General features: G+C 57.8%; 12 protein-coding genes. 7 read left to right on the plus strand and 5 right to left on the minus strand.

Features of this window, described 5'->3' with window-relative positions; translation table 11 throughout:
- Positions 1–245 precede the first annotated feature (245 nt).
- Both MTX78_RS25010 and MTX78_RS25015 read left to right on the plus strand, forming a co-directional pair.
- Complete coding sequence (locus MTX78_RS25010) at positions 246–1,991, plus strand: hypothetical protein (RefSeq protein WP_243803490.1); 1,746 nt, start codon at positions 246–248, stop codon at positions 1,989–1,991.
- Positions 1,992–2,936: 945 nt separating this feature from the next.
- Positions 2,937–6,914, plus strand: a complete 3,978-nt coding sequence (locus MTX78_RS25015) for a hypothetical protein (protein WP_243803491.1) — start codon at positions 2,937–2,939, stop codon at positions 6,912–6,914.
- Between the two features lie 293 nt (positions 6,915–7,207).
- Here MTX78_RS25015 and MTX78_RS25020 read toward each other — a convergent pair whose 3' ends face one another.
- Entirely contained in the window at positions 7,208–7,897 is a 690-nt protein-coding gene (locus tag MTX78_RS25020) for a hypothetical protein (RefSeq protein WP_243803492.1), read from the minus strand.
- Between the two features lie 694 nt (positions 7,898–8,591).
- Between MTX78_RS25020 and MTX78_RS25025 the strand changes: the two genes are divergently transcribed.
- Positions 8,592–8,921 carry a hypothetical protein gene (locus MTX78_RS25025; RefSeq protein WP_243803493.1) on the plus strand — a complete coding sequence of 110 codons (330 nt, stop codon included), beginning with the start codon at positions 8,592–8,594 and terminating at the stop codon, positions 8,919–8,921.
- Positions 8,922–9,089: 168 nt separating this feature from the next.
- Here the strand turns inward: MTX78_RS25025 and MTX78_RS25030 are convergent, their stop codons facing one another.
- A complete protein-coding gene (locus MTX78_RS25030; protein ID WP_243803494.1) occupies positions 9,090–12,155 on the minus strand; it encodes a T9SS type A sorting domain-containing protein in 3,066 nt (1,021 codons plus the stop codon).
- A gap of 512 nt (positions 12,156–12,667) precedes the next feature.
- On the opposite strand from MTX78_RS25030, the gene MTX78_RS25035 reads away from it, so the two are divergent.
- Positions 12,668–13,531: a CPBP family intramembrane glutamic endopeptidase gene (locus MTX78_RS25035; RefSeq protein ID WP_243803495.1), complete on the plus strand. Its 864-nt coding sequence runs from the start codon at positions 12,668–12,670 to the stop codon at positions 13,529–13,531.
- A gap of 424 nt (positions 13,532–13,955) precedes the next feature.
- Here MTX78_RS25035 and MTX78_RS25040 read toward each other — a convergent pair whose 3' ends face one another.
- A complete protein-coding gene (locus tag MTX78_RS25040; protein ID WP_243803496.1) occupies positions 13,956–15,938 on the minus strand; it encodes a PAS domain-containing sensor histidine kinase in 1,983 nt (660 codons plus the stop codon).
- Between the two features lie 337 nt (positions 15,939–16,275).
- Here MTX78_RS25040 and MTX78_RS25045 point away from each other — a divergent pair, with 337 nt between their 5' ends.
- A complete protein-coding gene (locus MTX78_RS25045; protein WP_243803497.1) occupies positions 16,276–16,578 on the plus strand; it encodes a hypothetical protein in 303 nt (100 codons plus the stop codon).
- Positions 16,579–16,891: 313 nt separating this feature from the next.
- On the opposite strand, the gene MTX78_RS25050 is transcribed toward MTX78_RS25045, so the two are convergent.
- Entirely contained in the window at positions 16,892–17,296 is a 405-nt protein-coding gene (locus MTX78_RS25050) for a winged helix-turn-helix transcriptional regulator (protein ID WP_243803498.1), read from the minus strand.
- Positions 17,297–17,380: 84 nt separating this feature from the next.
- On the opposite strand from MTX78_RS25050, the gene MTX78_RS25055 reads away from it, so the two are divergent.
- Both MTX78_RS25055 and MTX78_RS25060 read left to right on the plus strand, forming a co-directional pair.
- The gene (locus MTX78_RS25055) at positions 17,381–17,884 is read left to right on the plus strand and encodes a nuclear transport factor 2 family protein (RefSeq protein ID WP_243803499.1); all 504 of its coding nucleotides are present in this window, start codon (positions 17,381–17,383) and stop codon (positions 17,882–17,884) included.
- Between the two features lie 10 nt (positions 17,885–17,894).
- Positions 17,895–18,794: an NmrA family NAD(P)-binding protein gene (locus tag MTX78_RS25060; RefSeq protein ID WP_243803500.1), complete on the plus strand. Its 900-nt coding sequence runs from the start codon at positions 17,895–17,897 to the stop codon at positions 18,792–18,794.
- A gap of 188 nt (positions 18,795–18,982) precedes the next feature.
- Here the strand turns inward: MTX78_RS25060 and MTX78_RS25065 are convergent, their stop codons facing one another.
- Positions 18,983–19,228, minus strand: coding sequence for a hypothetical protein (locus tag MTX78_RS25065; protein ID WP_243803501.1), 246 nt, complete (start codon positions 19,226–19,228; stop codon positions 18,983–18,985).
- Positions 19,229–19,728: the final 500 nt, after the last annotated feature.

A 19,728-nucleotide genomic window follows, 5' to 3' on the forward strand; every position in this document is an offset into this window, starting at 1 on the left:
CCTGCACAGTGGGAAAATGCTTGAAAATCGGAGTATTAATCAAACCTTTGCTTCAGGATGACGCACATCATAGGAGAAGTGATAGTGCTGTCCAGGTAAGCCAGAATTTTGTCTTTGGAAGTCGGTAGCTCAGCAGCAAGCTGCCTAATTCTTCTAAAATCGGCCGCCTAATTAACGCTGGGCTGATTTTTAGTGTTCATTGGTTCAGGACCCATTCATTTAACTTATCGGCTCCTGCTCTGCTTATGAATAGAGGCTTACTTGTCGACTTCATCTACCTTTTTTCTGAGCCTACCTTGCCCATTAAGGAGTATCTTGCGGGTATCAGCCGGCTACGGCGCCTGCAATATGTGTCGCATTTATTAGGCTACCTCAGCCAGATACCGGCTCCAAAGCGGAACCACATCACGGACATGCAGCAGTTCTTTGGCGCCCACAACCACCTGTTTGCCGACGAGGTGTACACACGGGTGAAGGTGCTCCAAAACCGGGGCCATGACCGGCTGAACTTTCTTCACCCTAAAACGGTGTTGCAGCTTTACTGTTATTGCTTTGAACTGCCGGATGAGCCCGACACTAAGTCGGCGGCCGAATTAGAAAAGAGCTTATTTAAAGCGTGTCTGCTACTGAACGGCGCTTACATCGCCGAGCAAGACCAGGCTTCGGCTGCGGCGAAAGCACTGCTCCCTACCCAGCCGCTCGCGGCTATGGTCTTGGCGCTCACGTTTTCCGATTTTGAGCTGGTGAACCTACGCTTGCTTAATATAGCCATCCTGCAGTTAATTAAGTCAGTTCGGTTATTCGAGTTTCTGGAGAAGGAGGCCCGTTTTGCTCCATTACTCCAAGCTTTTCTGCAACGTTTCGACTGTAAGGACTGGCCTGAATACTTTCGAAAACTCAGCGGTATAACTAAGCCTGTCATGCAGGCGGAAAATCCGGGACGTATTTCAGTGGAGATACCCGACAGCCAGCCGGACTGCGAGGGTGGCCGGAACTTCCTGCGTTACTTTGCGCTACGCGAAGGCCAGCCGCTCGATAAAGCGGACTTCACTAGTTTACGGGCTACACCGCTGGTAGAAGAAACGCCGGGTACTTTCGTGTTGGCCTACCCAGTGCTTGTGTTGGAAACTATGCATAAAGGTCTATACTTTCAATTTAACCTGGCTAACCGGTCCCTGCCAAAGGGCCAGCGAGAGCCCGATTGGCGATCAGTATACTGCGACTTGTTCTCAGAGCAATACCTGCTTTATCTACTGCTCAATACCATTTTTCAGGGCCGAGGCTTGGCACTGAGTGGCCGGGCCATTTTCGAAGGCTGGCAATTGAAAGGGCAATCCGAACCGGACTACTACTTCCGCCATGACCACCGGGCTGTGCTATTTGAGTCAAAGGACGTGCTGGTACACAAGGATGCTAAGGCCGGCCACGACTTCGCTACCTACTTGGAAGAGGTAAAGAAGAAGTTTTACGAGGATGAAAATCACCACCCCAAGGCAGCAAAACAGCTAGCTAATAACGTGGCGCGCCTACTGCGCCATGAATTGCTCTTCGACAACGACTTCGCCCCGGCCGAGCTAATTGTTTATCCCGTGCTGGTGGTGCACGACCGGCTTTATAACCAGCCAGGTCTGAACTTAGTCGTCAATGACTGGTTTCAAGAGGAATTGGCTAGTTTGAAGCAGGAAGGGCTTCCAGTGCACAACGTACATCCATTAATTATCATTGACGCGGATACCCTTTTAGCTTATCACGAAGACTTCCGCGACGGAAGGATGGTGTTCGAAGATGTATTGGAGGAATACGTAGCCTATATGCGGGCTCCAGCTTGGGCAGGTATCAGCGCGGTCGAGGACGAGCAGCGGCTACTGCAGAGCATCCACCCCTTCGCCTTATTTCTAGAGAATTATGCAGAGAGGCGCGGTATGCTGGGCATACCCAAGGACATGCTTTACCAGATTCTGCCCATCGTAAATCGAGGCGCGGCCGAATAGCCAAGAGCATAAATGGCCCAAAGTTATCGAGCTTCCTGTTTTGTTACCTTTCACTCATTTAGCCAGAATCTAGAGCTTGGTGTTTCTTGATACCGAAAATCTAGCCCACTGCCATGTTGTTAAATCTGACAAGCACTTCCTAACAGATACAAAATGTCCAGTATGACAGTCTTAGTCCCCGATTTAGCAGTAAGTACTAGGCTGAATTAGCAAGTATATTCGCTCCGAATTCGGGGTAGGCTAACTCACTGATCCCGCGACGGTGCGTCGGGCGTTAGATGAGATTTACGCGCTACTGTTAAAAACTTAGAGCAGGTAGCGGTGGGTTCTGCGGAGTGTAGCCGAAAGTATCGTGGAATAGTTGCTTTACATAATCGGGGTTGTCTAATGCATTTTGTTTCTATGCTATTTGCTCGCTAGCTCGGGTGGAGTCTCATCCCGTAGCAAGTTGCTCAGCTTCTCATCTCGCTGAGCAAACGGAAACTTCTCGAGCAGCGCTTCTATAAAATCTGCCTTAACCTGGACTTTAGGTGCCTTCGACAACCACTGTTGTAGCAGCACCTCTTGCGTGTGCAGGACAACCCCATCTGTGGTGGCCGTAAGGTCAGTGAAGGTCACCTCGGGTGCCCATAATCTAATTTCGTATCGTATATTGTCTATGAGACAATCGCGGCAGGATTCATAGAACTCGGGTATAGATAACATAGCCATGCTAGAATTTGTACAAAGGTCATGCCCATTCCCCTGTAGAGTAGGTCCCGTCACAAGCAAGCCATTAGAGGAAACGAGTATACCGGTAGTAGCTCTCCACTAGAGTCCCGCAGCCATATGGGTGATGTCCGGCCGCGATTTATGTGAACTCGTAGCTTAAGAGGATGCTTTCAACTTCATCAGATGCAGCCAGCATAGCTGCTCCACGTATGGATAGCGTAGGCCTTACTGACTATGCCCAACAATAAAGAGAAGCGTCGTACCCCCAACAAAGTAACTCTGGCACAACCAGAAATAGCTACTGCTCTGCCAGAAGAGTTAACCAGCTATATAGAGGAATTGGCCGCTCGCCGGGTGGGGGGCATCATTAACTTGCGGGGCATCAGTTTCCAGTTACTCTATGCCTGCGAACGAATGCTCAATCTGCTTCTGCCGGGCAGCCCAGTTGCCATTCAACTGGAGGGGCTAGAAGACGTGGACCTGCACAATGTGCTTGTTATCGGGCAGTCGGAGTACGTGCAACTGAAAACATCCGTGAACGATTTGGCCGCCGCCCGCTTCTGGGAAATGGGGGTTCTGCAGAACTTTCTCGAGGTATATAAAGGCGTATCAACGGCCACGTTTACTCTGGTGCATAATATGCGCCTAGCCCCGGCATTGCAGTCGCTAGTGCAGGGCGAACCTGCTGCTCTGGCGCATTGGGGCGCCAAGCTGCAAGCGTTCGATAAGACCCTGAGCCGTGAGCAGGCCACAGTTTTCCTGCAGCGGCTGCGCTTTGAGTACATCACCGAGGCGCAACTGCACGAGCGATGCGTGCAGGCCTTACTGGCCAACTTTGACATCCATGCCCGTAGCGAGGAACAGTACCTAAAGGCGGTCTTCTATCACGCTTTTGACTGGTCGCGGCAACGGGTAACGGTCACCTACCGCCACTTAGCTGAGAGCATTCAACGGGTAAAGGATAGCTATTCCTCTGCCCCCCTCAACGAGGCCCTGCGGCACAACTGGCTGGAACGAGTGAGTTACGGGGGGGAAGTGCAACGACCGGCTGCCGCCTACTTCGCGGGCCAAGCAGCGCGCCCTCATCACATTGCCGACCATTTGCCGGTACGTCGAACATCCTGGGAATCGCGCATCGAAGCTGGGCTGGCGGCTCATGCCGCTGTAGTGGTCCGATCATCCAGTGGGCAAGGGAAATCCACCTTGGCCTGGCAAGCCGGCTACGCGCAACAGCAGCGCGGGGGGCAGGTATATGAAATCCGACACTGCAGCCAGCTGGAAATGGCCAATGCCATTGTGGAATATCTGCGAGCGTGGGTACGGGTAGGCGAGCAGCCATTGGTCGTGATTGATGGCTTAGGTCCTCAGGTGAGCGAATGGGCGGCAGTGGTCGAACGGGTAGCTGATCTGCCCGTTCGATTTCTTATTACCTCCCGGGCAGAGGACTGGTACCGCTTCGGTTCAACCGGTGCTATGTTGCCGGTGCACATCATCGATGTGACGCTGGCGCGGGACGAGGCGGAGCGCATCCACCAGGAGCTGAACCGGCGTGGCTTGCTGGACACGCACACCGGCCACTGGCAACCGGCCTGGGAGGCTGTTGCTGACCGGCAATTGCTTATTGAATACGTGTACCTGCTCACCCAGGGGCAGCAACTACGTGAACGGTTGGCTGGGCAGTTACGCGAACTCAACCGAGAACCACGCAACGCCGCGGCTATGCTGGAAATCCTGCGATTAGTGGCGGTGGCGGACTGCATGGCCATTCAGCTCGATACGGCCCAGCTGGTGCGCTATGTGGCCGATACTGTCGGCTTCGACTCCGACCGAGGCGAAGTACTCCAACAACTCGAGCGGGAGTATTTTTTGTGCTTCGGTACCCACCAAGTGGAAGGATTGCACCCGGTACGGTCGCGGCATCTGGCCGAATTGCTGCACCAAGTGCTGCCCCTGGCTGACACACTCGCTGGGGTATGCCAGCTGCTCAGTTCAGAGCAGACACACGAGTTTTTCGCCGGTTTGCCGGGCTTGCTGGTGGCCACCGACCGGCGCCAATTGTATGGGCAGCTGGCCCCGCTGCTGGCCAACCGAACTTTCTTGGAAATGACGGCCGCCCTGGACGGCTTGCTTTGTGGAGAGGCCTTACACTACTGGCAGCAGAACCAGGCTGTGCTCGACGAAGTATTTGCGGGTGGTGGCCTGGAACTGTTCGTGTACGAAACCATTCCCTTTGCTAAGCCTGACGTGTTGAGCAGCCTAAGCAACATAGAAGGAATGGGAGAAGGGCCGCGGCATTTGCTGGAACGTTCCCACCAACTGGCCCCACTGGCGTGGACAGATTCCGAGCTACTGCTGTTTGCCACGCTGTTACATGCCCAACAGCCGATGACCAAAACGCACCCCAGCTGTCGTGGGCTTGGCCGACTGGGAGACTGGCTGCACCGCCTAGATTTGCCTTTGCCACTACTGCCCGAATGCGAAGAGACGGCCCTGTTGCAGGCCTTGCGTACCAAGCCACTTGCCGAAACTCAAGAACTCTTTACTTACTTATGGTTGGCCAACCCGGCAGCAGGACGTGACTTTACGACGCAGCACCGAAAGCTGCTGCTGAGTTACTTAAAGCAACACACCGATACGCCCACGTTGGAAGAGGAGGACCAAGACCTAGTGGCCGAATACTTGCTGGATCTTAGCCAGGGCGACCAAGGAAACAGCCTGAGTGTAGAGCGCTTAGAAGTGTTGGCGACCTTTTTACCAGAGTACGCCCATTACCACAGCAAGGCCTTTCTTTTTCCACTCCGCCCGGCATATCTGTACTCGGTCGCCCTGATGAATGCCGAAAAACGGATGACGGCCAACACCTTGCTCATCTCTCGGTCTGCGCGCATCAACCGGATGTGGGCCGATACCATTCTGCACCTGTACCGGGCTAAATCAGTTTACGAATGGCAGCATCACTTACTATCCATGCGGCAACTTGCGCTAGAGCTTACCAAGCGTATGGTTCGACTTCTCGAAACGATGCTCGAGCAGCAAAGCGGACGGGCCAAAACCGCGTACGAAGCTGTCCGGGTGCAAAGCGAACTGCTGGAAGCGCATCGGCAGCGCCGGCCGAAACTGCCAGCAAATACCTCTGACTCGATGTTCGGAGATTATGCGGCGGTGGAACGAGGGGTCGAGCAATGGATGGCTTCAGTACGCAATTTCGTAGGCCAGTTTAATGGCCTTATCCTTCCAGTCAATAGCAATAGCCGAAACTTAGCCACCTATAATCTAAACAACGCTGTTCAACAACTGCCAGCCATGCAAGCCGCACAACGAGCCATTAGCGCCCGTCATGACTACTTCGAACTGGCTGCGCTGGAACAGGAAGAAACCGGTTGGTATCCACGTCTTCTGGATAGTGTGCGTTTTTATGTGCACTGCCAAGAAACACTAGCTGACGCTAGAGTATATGGCGTACGCGAACGTATCCGCCAGTGGATAGATACCGACAAGCAGGCCAGCCTAGCAGCGGTACACGCCATCCTGCGTGCCAGCGAGCAGATCCTGAACGTGTACTTTCATCTACCAACCTACTTCATACAGGAGGGAGCACTGAAAACAGCTGTTATAGGGGTAGAAGGGGTCGATTTCAGGGAGCAAGAGCAGCTGTTCCCACTTCTAGTTTCATTGGTCGAACTGAGCGAAACCCAGGCGGATTATTTTCTGCTTCTGCCCGTAGTTCGCTGGCAAGCAACCCAGGGCATTCGTTACAACAAAGCTGTTCTTAGGTGGATCAAGGCACTTAACGAGGGCAAAGAGGTAGACACACCTGCCGATTGGCAACTGCCGCAGCCAAAAGTGCCAACAGCATCCGATGTACAACCTCTCCCCGGAGTTAAAGTCCAGGAGGTAAAGATATCGGGAGAAAGTGAGCGTGTGACCAACACGTTACAGGCCCTATGGAAGATTCAGCAATACCGGAGACGCTTAGCCGATACACCTACCTCGGAACGAGCATGGCTAATTCAGTTGGAAACTGCAACTAGGAGGAATGTGGAAGCAGATTTACGCTGGCTGAAACCACGGTTAAGCCAAGCGAATTACGCTACACTTGCTGAATGTGCAACTGATTGTCTGAGCAGCGAAGGCTGCGTAGATGAAGATGAATTGGTTGATTTGTTAGAGGCACTGCTGAATGCTTCACCCGCGCAAGAAACAGAAACTTGATCTGGTGTAGGTGGTCGAAAACAGGTTATGCTACGGGGATACGTTTCGATGCTCTCGAGATTCACAGAGCTGCATACGTCCTCAGGCGGCTAGTGCCCGCAGCCCTCTTAGTTAGCACTAGTGAAGGTGCTTAGGACCGATACCACTTACTTGTAACAGGCTGCAAATAAACATTTATAGAACGTTATAAAGCGCTCACGACCGACGCGTGCGTGGGCTTGTCTGTCCTGGGAAAGGCGATGGCTATTTGAACACCCATCTACTGGACTACGGGACCATAATGGCCACAGAGTTCACTTACGGTGTCTGCTTATACCATTTTGCTCACGCTTATACTTTCTTTGGTCCGCGGCAGTCAGAATACGGCATGTAATGGTCCCGCCTCCATCGGTGTAGCACTGATAGGGAATGCGCGCTTCAAAGGCGCGACGCTGGGCCAGAGTAGCTTCCGCCTCCACGGTTTGAGCTACAAATGAGAGCACGCGCTGGGCTTCCGGCAACGTACCTTGGGAGGCCGGGTTGCCATAGGACTTAACTGCGTAAGTGGTTGTTGTCGCATACTCCAAGGTGTAGCTGATGCCATCCAAGATCGGTTTCCACCCCACAATGGCCGTTTCATCGGGCAGGGCGCGCAGGTGCAACTGCTGTAGTGAATCAAAGAGCCCACGCACGGTGGCCGAGTCCAATGCCCAGAGGACCCGGTGTATTCGGTTCGTCAACGCATCATTTTTAGGGTTAACTTCTTGTACCCAGTTCAGTACTTGTCCGCTGTAGCTCCCGTCGGATGTCCGCCACCCCTCCACCACTTGCCCGGGCGCAGAGAGCCGAAAATGGGCTACGTGAGTGGCTATCGGCAATTGGGGCAGAGATAGGAGTTGTTGACGGGTTCGCAGCCAGTCGGGGACGTGGGTCGTGTCCGCCGAAACCAACCAGCCTTGGCCCTGCACAGGGAGGGGCAACCGACAGAGCAGAAGTAAGAACATAAGTCGATACATAGAAAAGCCCACTAGGAGCAGGTATTGCCGGAGTGAGGATATCAAAGGAGGGGGTTTTCTCAAGAGTGCGTTTCGTACCTTCAGTTGAAGCACTACCTGCGACAAAGTACCACGTTGGGAGCACTCCGTCTAAGGGCACAAAACTGGCACTATTCCGAGGTGGGCCCGAGAACAAATCTTATATTAATGAAATAAAAGCGAAAGGTAGAAATGCTGGCATATAATGTTGTTTCTGCTTTTTGTCTAACTAGTTTAGCGCTGTAATAGGTCTTTGTTCGCCCTCACTGTCTACGTGAAGCACTTTCTTTACCTTCTCCTAGTACTGATAAGTTGCGGGCTTGTGAGCTGTCAAGGGGAACAGCCAAATCAGACAAGTGTCGTTCCGGCCTCGCTGAAACGACAGTCGTTGGATTCGTTGACCAACGCTTTCCTCGTGCATGCCCATGATTCGGTGGAGACGCCGAGCGACACCTTGGTGAGTCAGCTGACCCGGGTGTTACAACAGCAGGGAGTAGACACCCTTCTCTACTATAGCAGTGGCTGTACGGGCTGCGACATTCTGCTAGAAGAGGGGGAAATAGATTGTGCGTGTACGACCACGGAACAAGAATCGTATCTATATTGGCAGCAGGCCGGAGAGACCTTTGTCAAGAAACTGGACTGCTGTCGGAATCATCCAGCTGTGGCGACTACCGCCGAGGCGTTCACCTTTTACTTTCAGCACCAAGAGGACTTCCAGGCCCGGACGCAATTTTATCGCGACCTAGCGCAGTACAACCAAACGCATCCGGGCAAACTTCGCTTCTTACCGAGCGGTCCCATTCATGACTTGGAAGTCAGTTACCTACTCCTGCGGGTGGGAAAGCAGCAGCAGGAAATCTATGTACGCGGGGGCGAATATGACTCCGTCGGTACACCGCTCTTCTTAGACTATGCGTGGCGTCGCACCCAATGGAAGTGGACTAAGTTATTGAAAACATTGCCTACTAAGGAGGACAAGCGAGTCCGATAAGTACCAGTTATGTTCAATAGAATATCCCTTCTCCGTCGCTATGCCTCTTGCTATTGGACCCGCAGCAAGTGTCCGCTATCCCCCGCTGGGCGGCCAGCAGCAGCGGGCCGCACAAAAAACGCCTGCAGAACTCGTCTGCAGGCGTTTTCTTAGGAGCAAAGCGGCAACTTAGTGGTTGATGACCAGACGCACCGTTTCGCGCTGCCCGTCTACCAGCAACGAGCAAGTGTAGAGGCCTGGGGCTAGTTGTTGCCCGTCCAGGGCCAGGGTGTAACGCTGGCCTTGGTGCACGGTGCCGTTATAGAGTGAGGCCACCTGCCGGCCCAGCTGGTTGTAGACCAACACTTGCGCCGCGCCATCCCGGGCGGCCCGGAATTGTACGGTTGCCTGCGTGCTCATCGGATTGGGGTAGACGGCCACCTGGTGTGCACTGCGGGCAGCCTCCACTGTTCCCACCTGGGTTGCTGCTAGTACGAAGTTCACCGGGGCCTCGCTCGCCTGCCCATAGCGGATGGTGGCGTAATCGAACCCCGTGCTGTTCCCAAACGAAGTACCGGCCACAACCACTGCGTTGGTACGCGTGACGGCCAGCGCCGTGACCCGATCGGCCCCGTTGTCGGGCCCGTTGTAGCGGGTAGCCCAGCGCACCTGCCCGGTGGCGGCCGCGTAGCTGACGGTCGCATAGTCGGTGCCCGTGCTGCTGTTCGGGCGCGTGCTGCCCGTCACGACCACGTTGCCCAGGGCATCGGTGGCCACGCGCGCCGCGTACTCGAGCAGCGTAGCGTCGTGGCGCGCGGCCCACACCGGGCTACCGTTAACCGCGTACTTCACCGTCGCCGTCAGACCCGTTACCACTACGTTGCCGCTCGCATCCACCGCTAAGTCCGTGGCCCGGTCGCCCTCGCCAACGCCGCTGCTATAGGCGCTAACCCACCGCTGCTGGCCGGTCGGCGCATACTGCACCGTCATATAGTCGACATCGAGGGGGAAGCTCGTGCTGGCCCCCGAGCCGGTCACCGACACGTTGCCTACCGCGTCCACGGCGATACCGATCGGCTCTTGGTCCTGCACGCCCACTTGCCCGGCGAAGAAGGCCACCCACAGCTGCTGGCCCTGCGGGGAATACTTGAGCGTGGCGTACTCCCGGCGGTTGGTCCGCCCATTGAGGAAGCGGCCAGCCACGTAGGCGTTGCCCGCCGCATCGACGGCCAGGGCCACGACCCCATTCGTGATTTGGCCCGGGTAGCGCGCTTCCCAAAGCAATTGGCCGGTGGCCGCCGCGTATTTGCCCGTCACATAGTTCGTGCTAAACGCACTCTCCTGATTGCCCGCCACGACCACGTTGCCGGCCGCATCCACCCCCATGCCCACGCTAAACCCGCTGATGGGCGTTTCCCATAGCAACTGCCCGTCGGCCGCGTATTTACGAATCATCCCCTGCCCGCGGACGTACACCTGGCCCGCCGCATTGACCGCCACCTGACTGCCGCCGGGCGCCGTCCAGAGTTGCTGCCCGTCGGCGGCGTACTTGACCGTCCGGTTACCCGTTACGTAGACGTTGTCGCTGGCATCCACCGCTACGTCACTTACCCGGTCTTGCGTGATCGGCCCCCGGTAGCGCACCTGCCACAACGATTGCCCGGTGGGAGTGTACTTACAGGTGAGGTAGTCGCTGCTGCTGCCACCGGCGGCGGAACCCGTAACGGTTATGACACCGGTGATATCGACGGCCAGGCTCGTGGCGGCGGCCTCGCCGGCACTGGCCTGCGGCGACCGGACCTGCCAGAGCGGCAGCCCGGTGCGGCCGACGTACGCGACGGTGGCGTAGTCGCTCGTGCCCGTGGCGTTGTAGGAGCGCCCCGTCACCACCACGCGGCTCTCCCGATCGATGACCACGTCCCGGGCCTCATCATAGCTGTTGGCCGCGCCATCGTACGTGTTTTGCCACGTCTGTTGCCCGCTGGCCGCCGCGTACTTGATCGTGACGTAGTCCCAGTTGCTGCCGCCCGTATCGGCGTACCCGGTCACGGCCACGGCGCCGTCGTTGTCGACGGCCACGGCGGTGGCCTCGTCATAGCCGTTGCCGGGGCCGTTGTAGCGGGCCGCCCAGAGTTGCTGGCCCGTGGGGGTGTAGCGGACCGTGGCATAATCGTAGCTCGGGCCGCTCTCGCTGGTCCCGGTGACGGCCACGTGGCCCGTGTTATCCACGGCCAGGTCACGTACCAGGTTGTAGCCCCCGGCCGGGCCCGCATACGTGGCGACCCACCCCTGCTGGCCCGTGGGGGAGTACTGCAGGGTGGCGTAAGTACTGGCAGCGCTCGCGTACGCGGTGCCCGCAACCACCACGTTGCCCGTGCGGTCCAGGGCCAACCGGGCAGCACTCGCCGCGTTGGCCGGCCCACCATACTGGCGGGCCCACTGAAGTTGGCCGCTGGTAGAATATTTCACGGTCGCGTAGTGGTAGCCGCTGCTCTGCTGCCCGTAGGTTGTGCCCGTCACGACCACGTTGCCCGCGTTGTCCACGGCTAAGTCGGCTGCCAGGTCGTCGCTGCTCGGGGTCTGCCCCCCGGCTTCGCTGGTGTAGCGGACGGCCCAGAGCTGCTCGCCGCTGGCTCCGTCATACTTGACGGTGGCGTAATCGTAGCCGGTGCTCGCCGTGCCGTAGGAATAACCCGTCACGTAGACGTTGCCGGCTACGTCCATGCGGAGGCGGACCGGCACGTCATCGCCGCCGCCGCTGGGGCCGTTGTAGCGGGCTTCCCAGAGCAGCTGGCCGGTGGGGGAATATTTAACGGTGGCGTAGTCGTAGCCGCCGCGGGGGCTGAAGGAGTAACCCGTTACATAGACATTGCCGGCCACATCAGCCGCCAGGACGTCCGTGGCCCCGTGATACCCCTGGGCATTGCTGTCGTCGAAGCGCGCCACCCATTGTTCGCTGACGGGGCCCTCGGCCAGGGCGCGAACCTCGGCCGGTGGGGTAGCAGCCGGGGTACTCGGGCGGACGGGCGGACGGACTGGTCCCATCGGGCGTGCTCGGTCAACTGTTCTGCTAGCGGTCGGCAAGGCATGGCGCAACGCGGGCGCCCCCAGAGGCAGCAGGGGCTGGGGGAGCGGCGAGAAGCGCTGCGGGGCGCGGTCAGGAGGGGAGTTGAGGCGATCCTGGGCCTGCGCTGCCGGCACGTGCAGCAGTAAGCCGGCCGCTAACGGCAGCCAACGAGTATACCGTTGTTTCATAGAAAAGGGGAATAAGGAAGTAACGACTGGCAGGCAATGGCTGCCGGCGGGGAAACGCACGGACAGCCGCTGATTCTGGGGCAAGCACCGCAAAAATGCAATAATTTCACAAGTAAGCACCACAAACATGCCCCAGTAGTGAAGCGACTTAACTGAAGAATAACGTGGACTTCGCAGCAAGAAGCCATCCCGTGGTAGCAGCTTAGGGTGAAAGCAGGAGGCTATACTTTGCCTGATCTCTCATAACAAGTGGAATCTGGTACCTGGCGCTAGCTAATTGCTAGGCGTTCACCGAAAGGAGCGTTAAACTTGCTTTACACTGCTCCTGCCTCGCCACTCCGTTATATGCCCAGCTACGCTCCTAAACGCTTTCGACGATGGGCCATCTAGGGGAGCCCTGCCGCGCGCTACGCTCCCCGTTCGGCTTACTGACAACGTGCCCTAAAGCAATTCAGTAAGTGCTTGGCGTGTAGAGCCGCTCTGTTGTAAGAAGAAATCCTCAAACCACACCCATGAATGAGCGCAACGATTCTCGCAATTTGCACGCGCCGAATGAACCTCCGCGGTCTGCGCTGCCCGCCGTCGTGTTTATGGTCGTCTGCTCCCCCATCTGGCTTGCGCCGCAACTGCTGCCGGTTCCCCATCCCGCGGTCCTCGTCGTCGCCCTGCTGTTGCTGACCTTCCTTTTCTTGCGGCGCGAGAATCGTTCCCTCGCGGTGCTCGGCCTCAATGCCTCGTGGCTCCGGATGGGTCAGTTGCTGGCCGGGCTCATCGGGGGAGCATTGCTCATGCTGGTCGTCGCGCTGTGCATCAACGTGTCCCTTCCGTTGCCCTGGGCGTATAACCCCTTGTTTTCCCCCACGGCGGCAGTACTGTCTCTTGTGGCATTGCTGTGGGGGAACGCCGTGGAGGAACTCGTTTTTCGTGGGTACAGTTTCGAGCGGCTAATCGCCAGCATTGGCCACTGGAAAGCGCAACTGGTGACGGCCCTACTCTTCGCCCTGTTTCACCTGGTGCAGGGGTGGCCCTGGCAGGTTGCGCTGGTCGGGACAACGGTTGGCTCGTTGCTCTTCGGGTTGGTCGTTGCCCGCTGGCGGAGCGTCCCCGCCGCGATTGGAGTACATGCCGCTCTCAATTGGACCACTGGGTTGCTGCTCCAAGACCCGCCAAATGCGAAGACCCTTTTTGCACCCCTCTCACCCCGCCCCTGGACCACCACCGAGGTGATGATGGCAGGCGCGATTTCCAGTGGGGTGCTGCTCAGTGCTTGTGTCGTCTTGTGGAGACAATACCTGCGTTCTACTGAGGCAGCACGTGCCGAGGTCGCCTGCAACGTTCCCGCTGAGCAAGACCAAGTCGAGCCCTATGAGCCATAGGCCGAGGCGCGAAGACAGGGAGGCCTAATGGTTCGAGAAAACGGTAATTTAAGCTGTCCGAGAAGCAACTTTATGTTAACTACGATTTCAAGAAACAAAAGGAAAAAAAGCCGCCTGCTACCTTGCCCAAAATCCTATTTGCCTACTAGCAAGCAACAGGCTGTTAATGGAAAACATAATCGACTATTCGTGACGAGACGCTAGCTGTTCAATCAGTTCTCCTATCTCGGCTGCCCAATCAGCAAGTGACATTGGAATGCAGGTCTCCGCAATAGCAGGTTGCGTGTCGTTTGGTGCGAAACCCCTCTGCTACGTGCTCACCGCACATTTTACCTGCTATAAACGCACACGTTTACAGCCTGTAGTAAGCCTTTAAGCCGCCTCGTTAAGTCGTGATAGCTTGTTTGTAGCCGCCAGGAGGAGGCTACGCCGGGAGGTGCACGGTAACGGTGGTGCCCACGCCCGCCTGGCTTTCCACGGCAATGGTGCCGCCGGCATTGTCCACGATTTTCTTGACCATGTACAGGCCCAGGCCGGAGCCCTCGACGTGGGTATGCAAGCGCTGAAACATCCCAAAGAGCTTGGGAAGCTGCGCCTCGCTCAGGCCCAAGCCGTTATCCTGTACTTCCAGCACGGCGCTGCCGCGGCCGGGCCGGCAGTGCAGCCGTACGTGCGGGGCGCGGTCGGGATGGCGGTACTTGACGGCGTTGCTGAGCAAGTTATAGATGACGGAACGCAGGTTTTTGGGCGAAAAGGAGAGGGTGGGGCAGGCACTGACCGCCACTTCCAGACGGGCTCCGGCCGCGGCCAGCTGAGGGGCCAGGTCCAGGCGCACGGCCTCGACGAGCTCGGCCACGTCCACGGGTTCGGGCGGCTGAGCGTGGGCCTGCTGGAGGCGGGTCAGGTCGGTGAGCTGGGCGATGGTGAGCTGAAAGCGCTCGACGGCATTCTGCATCAGCTCCAGTAGCTGCGGCACGACGGCCGCGCCCGGACCGCCTTCGGGCAGGTGCTCGCGCAGCTCAATCAACAGGCCTTCAATGTTGCTGATGGGAGCCTTCAGGTCGTGGGAGGCCGTGTAGATGAAGTTGTCCAGGTCCGCGTTGGTGCGCCGCAGCTGCTCGTTGGCCAGCTTGAGGTCGGTGACGTCCACGGCCGTGTTCAACAGGCCGTACACCTGGCCTTCGGCGTCGCGTAGCGGGATGAAGCTGTAATTATAGCAGAAGGTTTGCGGCGTGCCCTGCATGACCACTTCGAGTTGTTGGTCGCGCAGGTGCAGGGCCTGCCCCGTCGCCAGGACCTGGTGCATTTGCTCGATGACGCCATAACTTTCCATTTCGGGCACCACGTCGATATAGCGCTGGCCGATAACATCCGGTCCCTTGCCCAGGCCGTCGAGCATGGCCTGGTTGGCCAAGTGAAAGCGCAGCTCGGGTCCGACGTACAGGCCCATCAGAAACGGGGCGTTGTCCACCAACGTGCGCACTTGCTGCTCGCTGGCTTCCACCAGGCGGTGGGCCTGGACCTGCTCGGTGACTTCGAAGCCGAACACGAGCACGCCGTCCACCCGGCCCTGCTCGTCGTAGCGCGGCTGCTGGACGTAGTTGAAGTAGCGGTCCTCCAGCACCCCGTCGGTGGTGCGCGCCAGGGGGGTGTGCAGGGCCTGCTGCGCGTTGGTTTCGCCGGAATCAAATACCCGCCGCATGGTGTGGTAGGCGGCGTGGTCGGTCAGCTCGGGCAGGGCTTCGAGCAATGGTTTGCCCAGCAGCTGGCGCTCGGGGAAGAACTGCTGGTAGATGGGATTGACCAGTTCGAAAACCAAGTCCGGCCCGCCGAGGATGCAGATGGCCGCCGGCGCCTGCATAAACAGGCGCTCCAAGCGCTGACCTTGTTCTTGGATTTGGCGGGTGCGCTCCTGCACGCGAGCTTCCAGTTCGTGGGCGCGCTGTTCGGCCTGCTCACGCGCCTGCTGCTCGCGCTCGGCCCGCTGCTGCGTCGTCAGGTCCAGGCTGGTAAAGAGCAGGTAGAGCACTTCCCCCTGCGCGTCGAGCACGGGCTTGCTGCGGCCCGACCAGTAGCGCTCCTCGAAGCGGCCGTCGGGGGCGGGCACGTCGTAGCGCACCAGCGGCAGCTCGTGCGGCTGGTGGTCCCGCAGGGTGGCCTCCAGCGCCGTACGCATCTGCGCCGGGCCGGAATTGGTGGACTCCGCTTCATTTTCCGGGTAGGCCACAAAGACGCTCTGCCCCACGACCTGCGCCGCCTCGCGGCCGGTCTGCGCCAACAATTCCGCGCTCATGGCCACGATGGTGTAGGTCGGCGCGTCGGGCAACAGCAGCAGGAAGTTGCCCGGTAGCGCCCCCAGGATGGCGGCTATATGAGCCGGGTCGTCGGGTAAGAGAGACAAGGGCATAGGCAAGGCGAGTCGCCGCACGAAAACGGCCGCTTCCAGAGGGCGGCAAGCAGACGAAGGGCAGTAGAAAAATGGAAGGGGATACAAAGAAGCCGCCCTACTAAACAATGCAAAGCAAATAAATTCCCTGGTACGTTCTTGTTCGGGCAAACAAATGGGAAAAAGCGGTCCAGCGTGCTAGTAAGCGCTAGGGTAGGGCAGGGCGGTAAACAGGGTAGGCTGTAGGCTTGCTTGCGCCGGGCGAGCGGCGAGCGTAGCCGAAGCGTTGGCACGGGTACAAGGACGTAGCCGAGGGGGCGGATGGAGTTTCGTACCAACCTTTCGGCCGCCCCCCAACATGAAGAACAGACTTCTCGCACTATCCGCTACATTCGATTTACCTACCCTGCCTAGACTACAGCTAGCGGCTCAGGGAGCCGAACACGGCCCCGGCTACGACCCGCGCACCGACCACTTGCGTCCGGTCATTGATTTTCTGCTAGCCGAGGGCAACCGCCCGGCCCAGTGGTGGCAGGAAGATGGGTGGCGGTCGGACCACAGAGGCGAACTGCATTACCTCTTTACCGACCCCATCGACGCCGCCCAGCTGCGCGCGCACGTTGCCTTTCCGGATTCCATCCGCGTCAATGAGGATGCCTAGACCCGGGACAGCCTCAACCGGGTACACAGTAGTTACGAACGTCCTTCCCGCCTTATCTCATGTGAGGAGTCGCCAACGGATTCGTAGGCAACTTGAGATAACAGACCTTTGTACGGCCCTTGGACATTTTATAAGGCGTCCTTTATAAAATGTCCAACCTACCTCGCTAGTCCGGATCTCAGAAGCTTGTGGTCAATATAACGTCGGTTATAAGCGTACGCTTGAACTACGTATGGGTCTTGACCTACTCAGGCACTACGGCCATTCCGGTAGTTCTTGCCGCTAGAATAGGTAGGTAGCCACGTTTTACTTTTTACCCGATGGCTGGCTGAAACGTCTGCACGTTCGCTTCCCAGGTAACGGACCAATCACAGAGTTCCGCCAACAACGGCGCAATGCTTTCCCCAAAGGGGGTCAGCGAGTATTCGACGCGGGGCGGCACCTCGGCGAAGACCTGCCGGTGAACCAAGCCGTTGGCTTCCAATTGCCGCAGGCTTTGGGCCAGCATCTTGGGCGAGACCCCGCGAATTTGCCGTTGCAGCTCGCTATTGCGCTTCGGCCGTTGCGTCAGGGCCAGTAGAATCAGCAGCAGCCATTTACTGGCCAATAGATTTAAGGCTTGGTGGACGACGCAACTCGCGTCTAGATTCGACTTGGCGTCCAACCAACCGCGTAATTTTTGCTGGGCCGCTACTTTTTTTTCTTCGTTTGCGCTCATGGGGCTCATTTCTTACTTACCAGTACCTACTATACTTTCTGGTGCCTACTTTCTTTTCGGTAGTAAAGAACGGAGTTTTGCAGCATGACGACTCCTATTGCGCTGCTGACGCCCGTTAGCCCGCCTTCTTCGGCCCCTCTGGCCCAAACCGCCCAGCGCGTGTTGCAACACCTGCTCCTCGGCTTTCAAACGGCGGACTTACCGGCCGTGCTCGCCTGTTTTACCGAGGATGCCACCATCGAGTACCCCTATGCGCCGCAGATGGGGACAGCCGCTCGCTTACAAGGCCAAGCGGCCATTGGGCAGTATCTGCACCATGCCTTGCAGGGCATGCCCGCGCTCGTCTTCAGCCAGCTGCGCCTCGCCCATGACGTAGTGCAGGGCGTTCATTGGGCGGAGGTGCATTGCGAAGCACCAGTGCCCGGCACTGACCGCACGTACCGCCAGGACTATGTGATGCGCTTCGAGTTGCGCGGCCAGCAGATTCAGTACTACCGCGAATACTGGAACCAGCTCGCCGCCCGCGAGGCGTTCGGTGGGGAGGCCGAGGCCCAACAGCTCTTTACGCCTGCTGCTACCACTATTTAACGTCCTCCCTATGCGTATTGTCATTGGCGCGGCCGCCGGCAACATCGGTCGCCGCGTCGCCGAGCACGTCCTACAAGCCGGTGGCGAAGCAGTGCTGCTCGTTCGCAACCCGACCTCGCTCCCCGCTGCCGTAGCGGCCCATGCTCAGGCCCAGGTGGTCACCCTGGACCTCACCGACGAGGGGGCCGTCGTGGCCGCTGCACAGGGCGCGGATGCCTTATTCTGGCTGGTACCGCCGCCCCCCTTGGCCGTGTCCGATTGGCCCCAGTGGTACCAGGCCATCGCCGCGGCAGGGGCCGCTGCGGTCCGCACGCACCAAATTGCCCACGTCGTGCTGGTTTCCAGCCTGGGCGCGGGGATGGCTCCGGGCCTGGGTACGGTTTCCTATGTGGGCGAGCTCGAGCAGCAACTCAATGCCACGGGGGCCCACGTGGTGGCCTTGCGCCCTGGCTACTTTATGGAAAACTTCCTGGCACAGGCCCCCGCCATTCGCACCCAGGGCGTAGTCCAGTATCCGTACGCGGAAGACCACGATATGCCGTTCATCAGCGTGGCCGATATTGCGGCCGTGGCGGCGCACTATCTACTGCACCCGCAGTGGGCTGGGCAGTGGACGCGCAACCTGATGGGCCCCACGAACCTCACGCTGCCCGCGTGCACGGCGCTCCTGTCGCAGGCCTGGGGACAACCCGTGCGGTATGAGCGCCAATCAGCCGCTGCCTTACAGCAAACTTTAGGACAATGGGGCCTGACGGCCTACGCGCAACAAGAGATGACCGCCTTATTTCAGGCCTTAGGGGACCCTCATGGGGCGTACGCTACCCCCCGAACGGCCGAGGCCTACACGCCCACGAGTTTCCAGGAGTTTATAGCTACTCACCTACTCCCGCTCCTTCCACCCAACCAATAGGGGAGTAGCCGGTCGAGTAATCGACTAGCAAACAATCAGCAAAAGGGGTACTACTGCTTAGAAAGCAGCAGTACCCCTTTTTACGTTCTGTAATTCACCGTTCAACTAATGTGACAGCGTTCGGAGGGGGAATATTCACTAAGCTAATACCACCGTTTGGCTAGACAGATAAGTTATCACTAAGCGCCTCACTTGACTTTGTCTTGACGTTTGCGCTCGATTGTAAGTAGTAGCATAAAGCACCCAAATACCAGGCCCAACCCGCCCCAGGTCAGGTATCCTGCGATGGGGGCCAAACGCGGTCCGCTCCCTTGGGTAGCCACGGCGGGCGTACCTCCGTCACGACGGACATTGGCCCCGACCCCCATGCCGGCAATGGAAAGACCAACAACCATTAGGATAAGGAGGATTTTAGCGCGCAAAGAGGTAATCATGTGGGGTGCGTGAAGTATCGTTGTCAGAAGGTCTATCCCTTGCCCTTTAGATGGCGCGAGGTTCACCAGATAATAATGCGCAAGAGAGAGAAAACGCCGGGCAGGCGAAAAGTAATAGTAATTTGTACATAGTCCTAGTGTTGGAATTGTACTTTCAGCGGTACTATTCACCTGAACGCTCCCTTTCTTAAACGGCTAGCAGCTGCCCGCCACTTGGTGGCCAACTGGCTTCAATAAGGCAGGGCGAGTTTAAGAAACTCGTCTACGATTCAAAGTTTACGAAATGCGCCGAGGGAATGAGTTTCGTAAACTCCCAAACCGGTGCTTGCTCCCCAGCAAAGTACCACGCTGGCAGCACCCCGCGCAGCCGGACCAAAACCACCACTTTTCCAAGGGTGCTCTTATAACAAATCTTATGCAAAGCAACTTTTCCCAGATGAGGGAGAAGATAGTGCACTTCCCTACTGCCCCTAAAATCTTGTTTTCTTGTCCTAGTAAAA

The sequence above is a fragment of the Hymenobacter tibetensis genome (genome assembly GCF_022827545.1).
GTDB classification, from domain to species: Bacteria; Bacteroidota; Bacteroidia; order Cytophagales; family Hymenobacteraceae; genus Hymenobacter; species Hymenobacter tibetensis.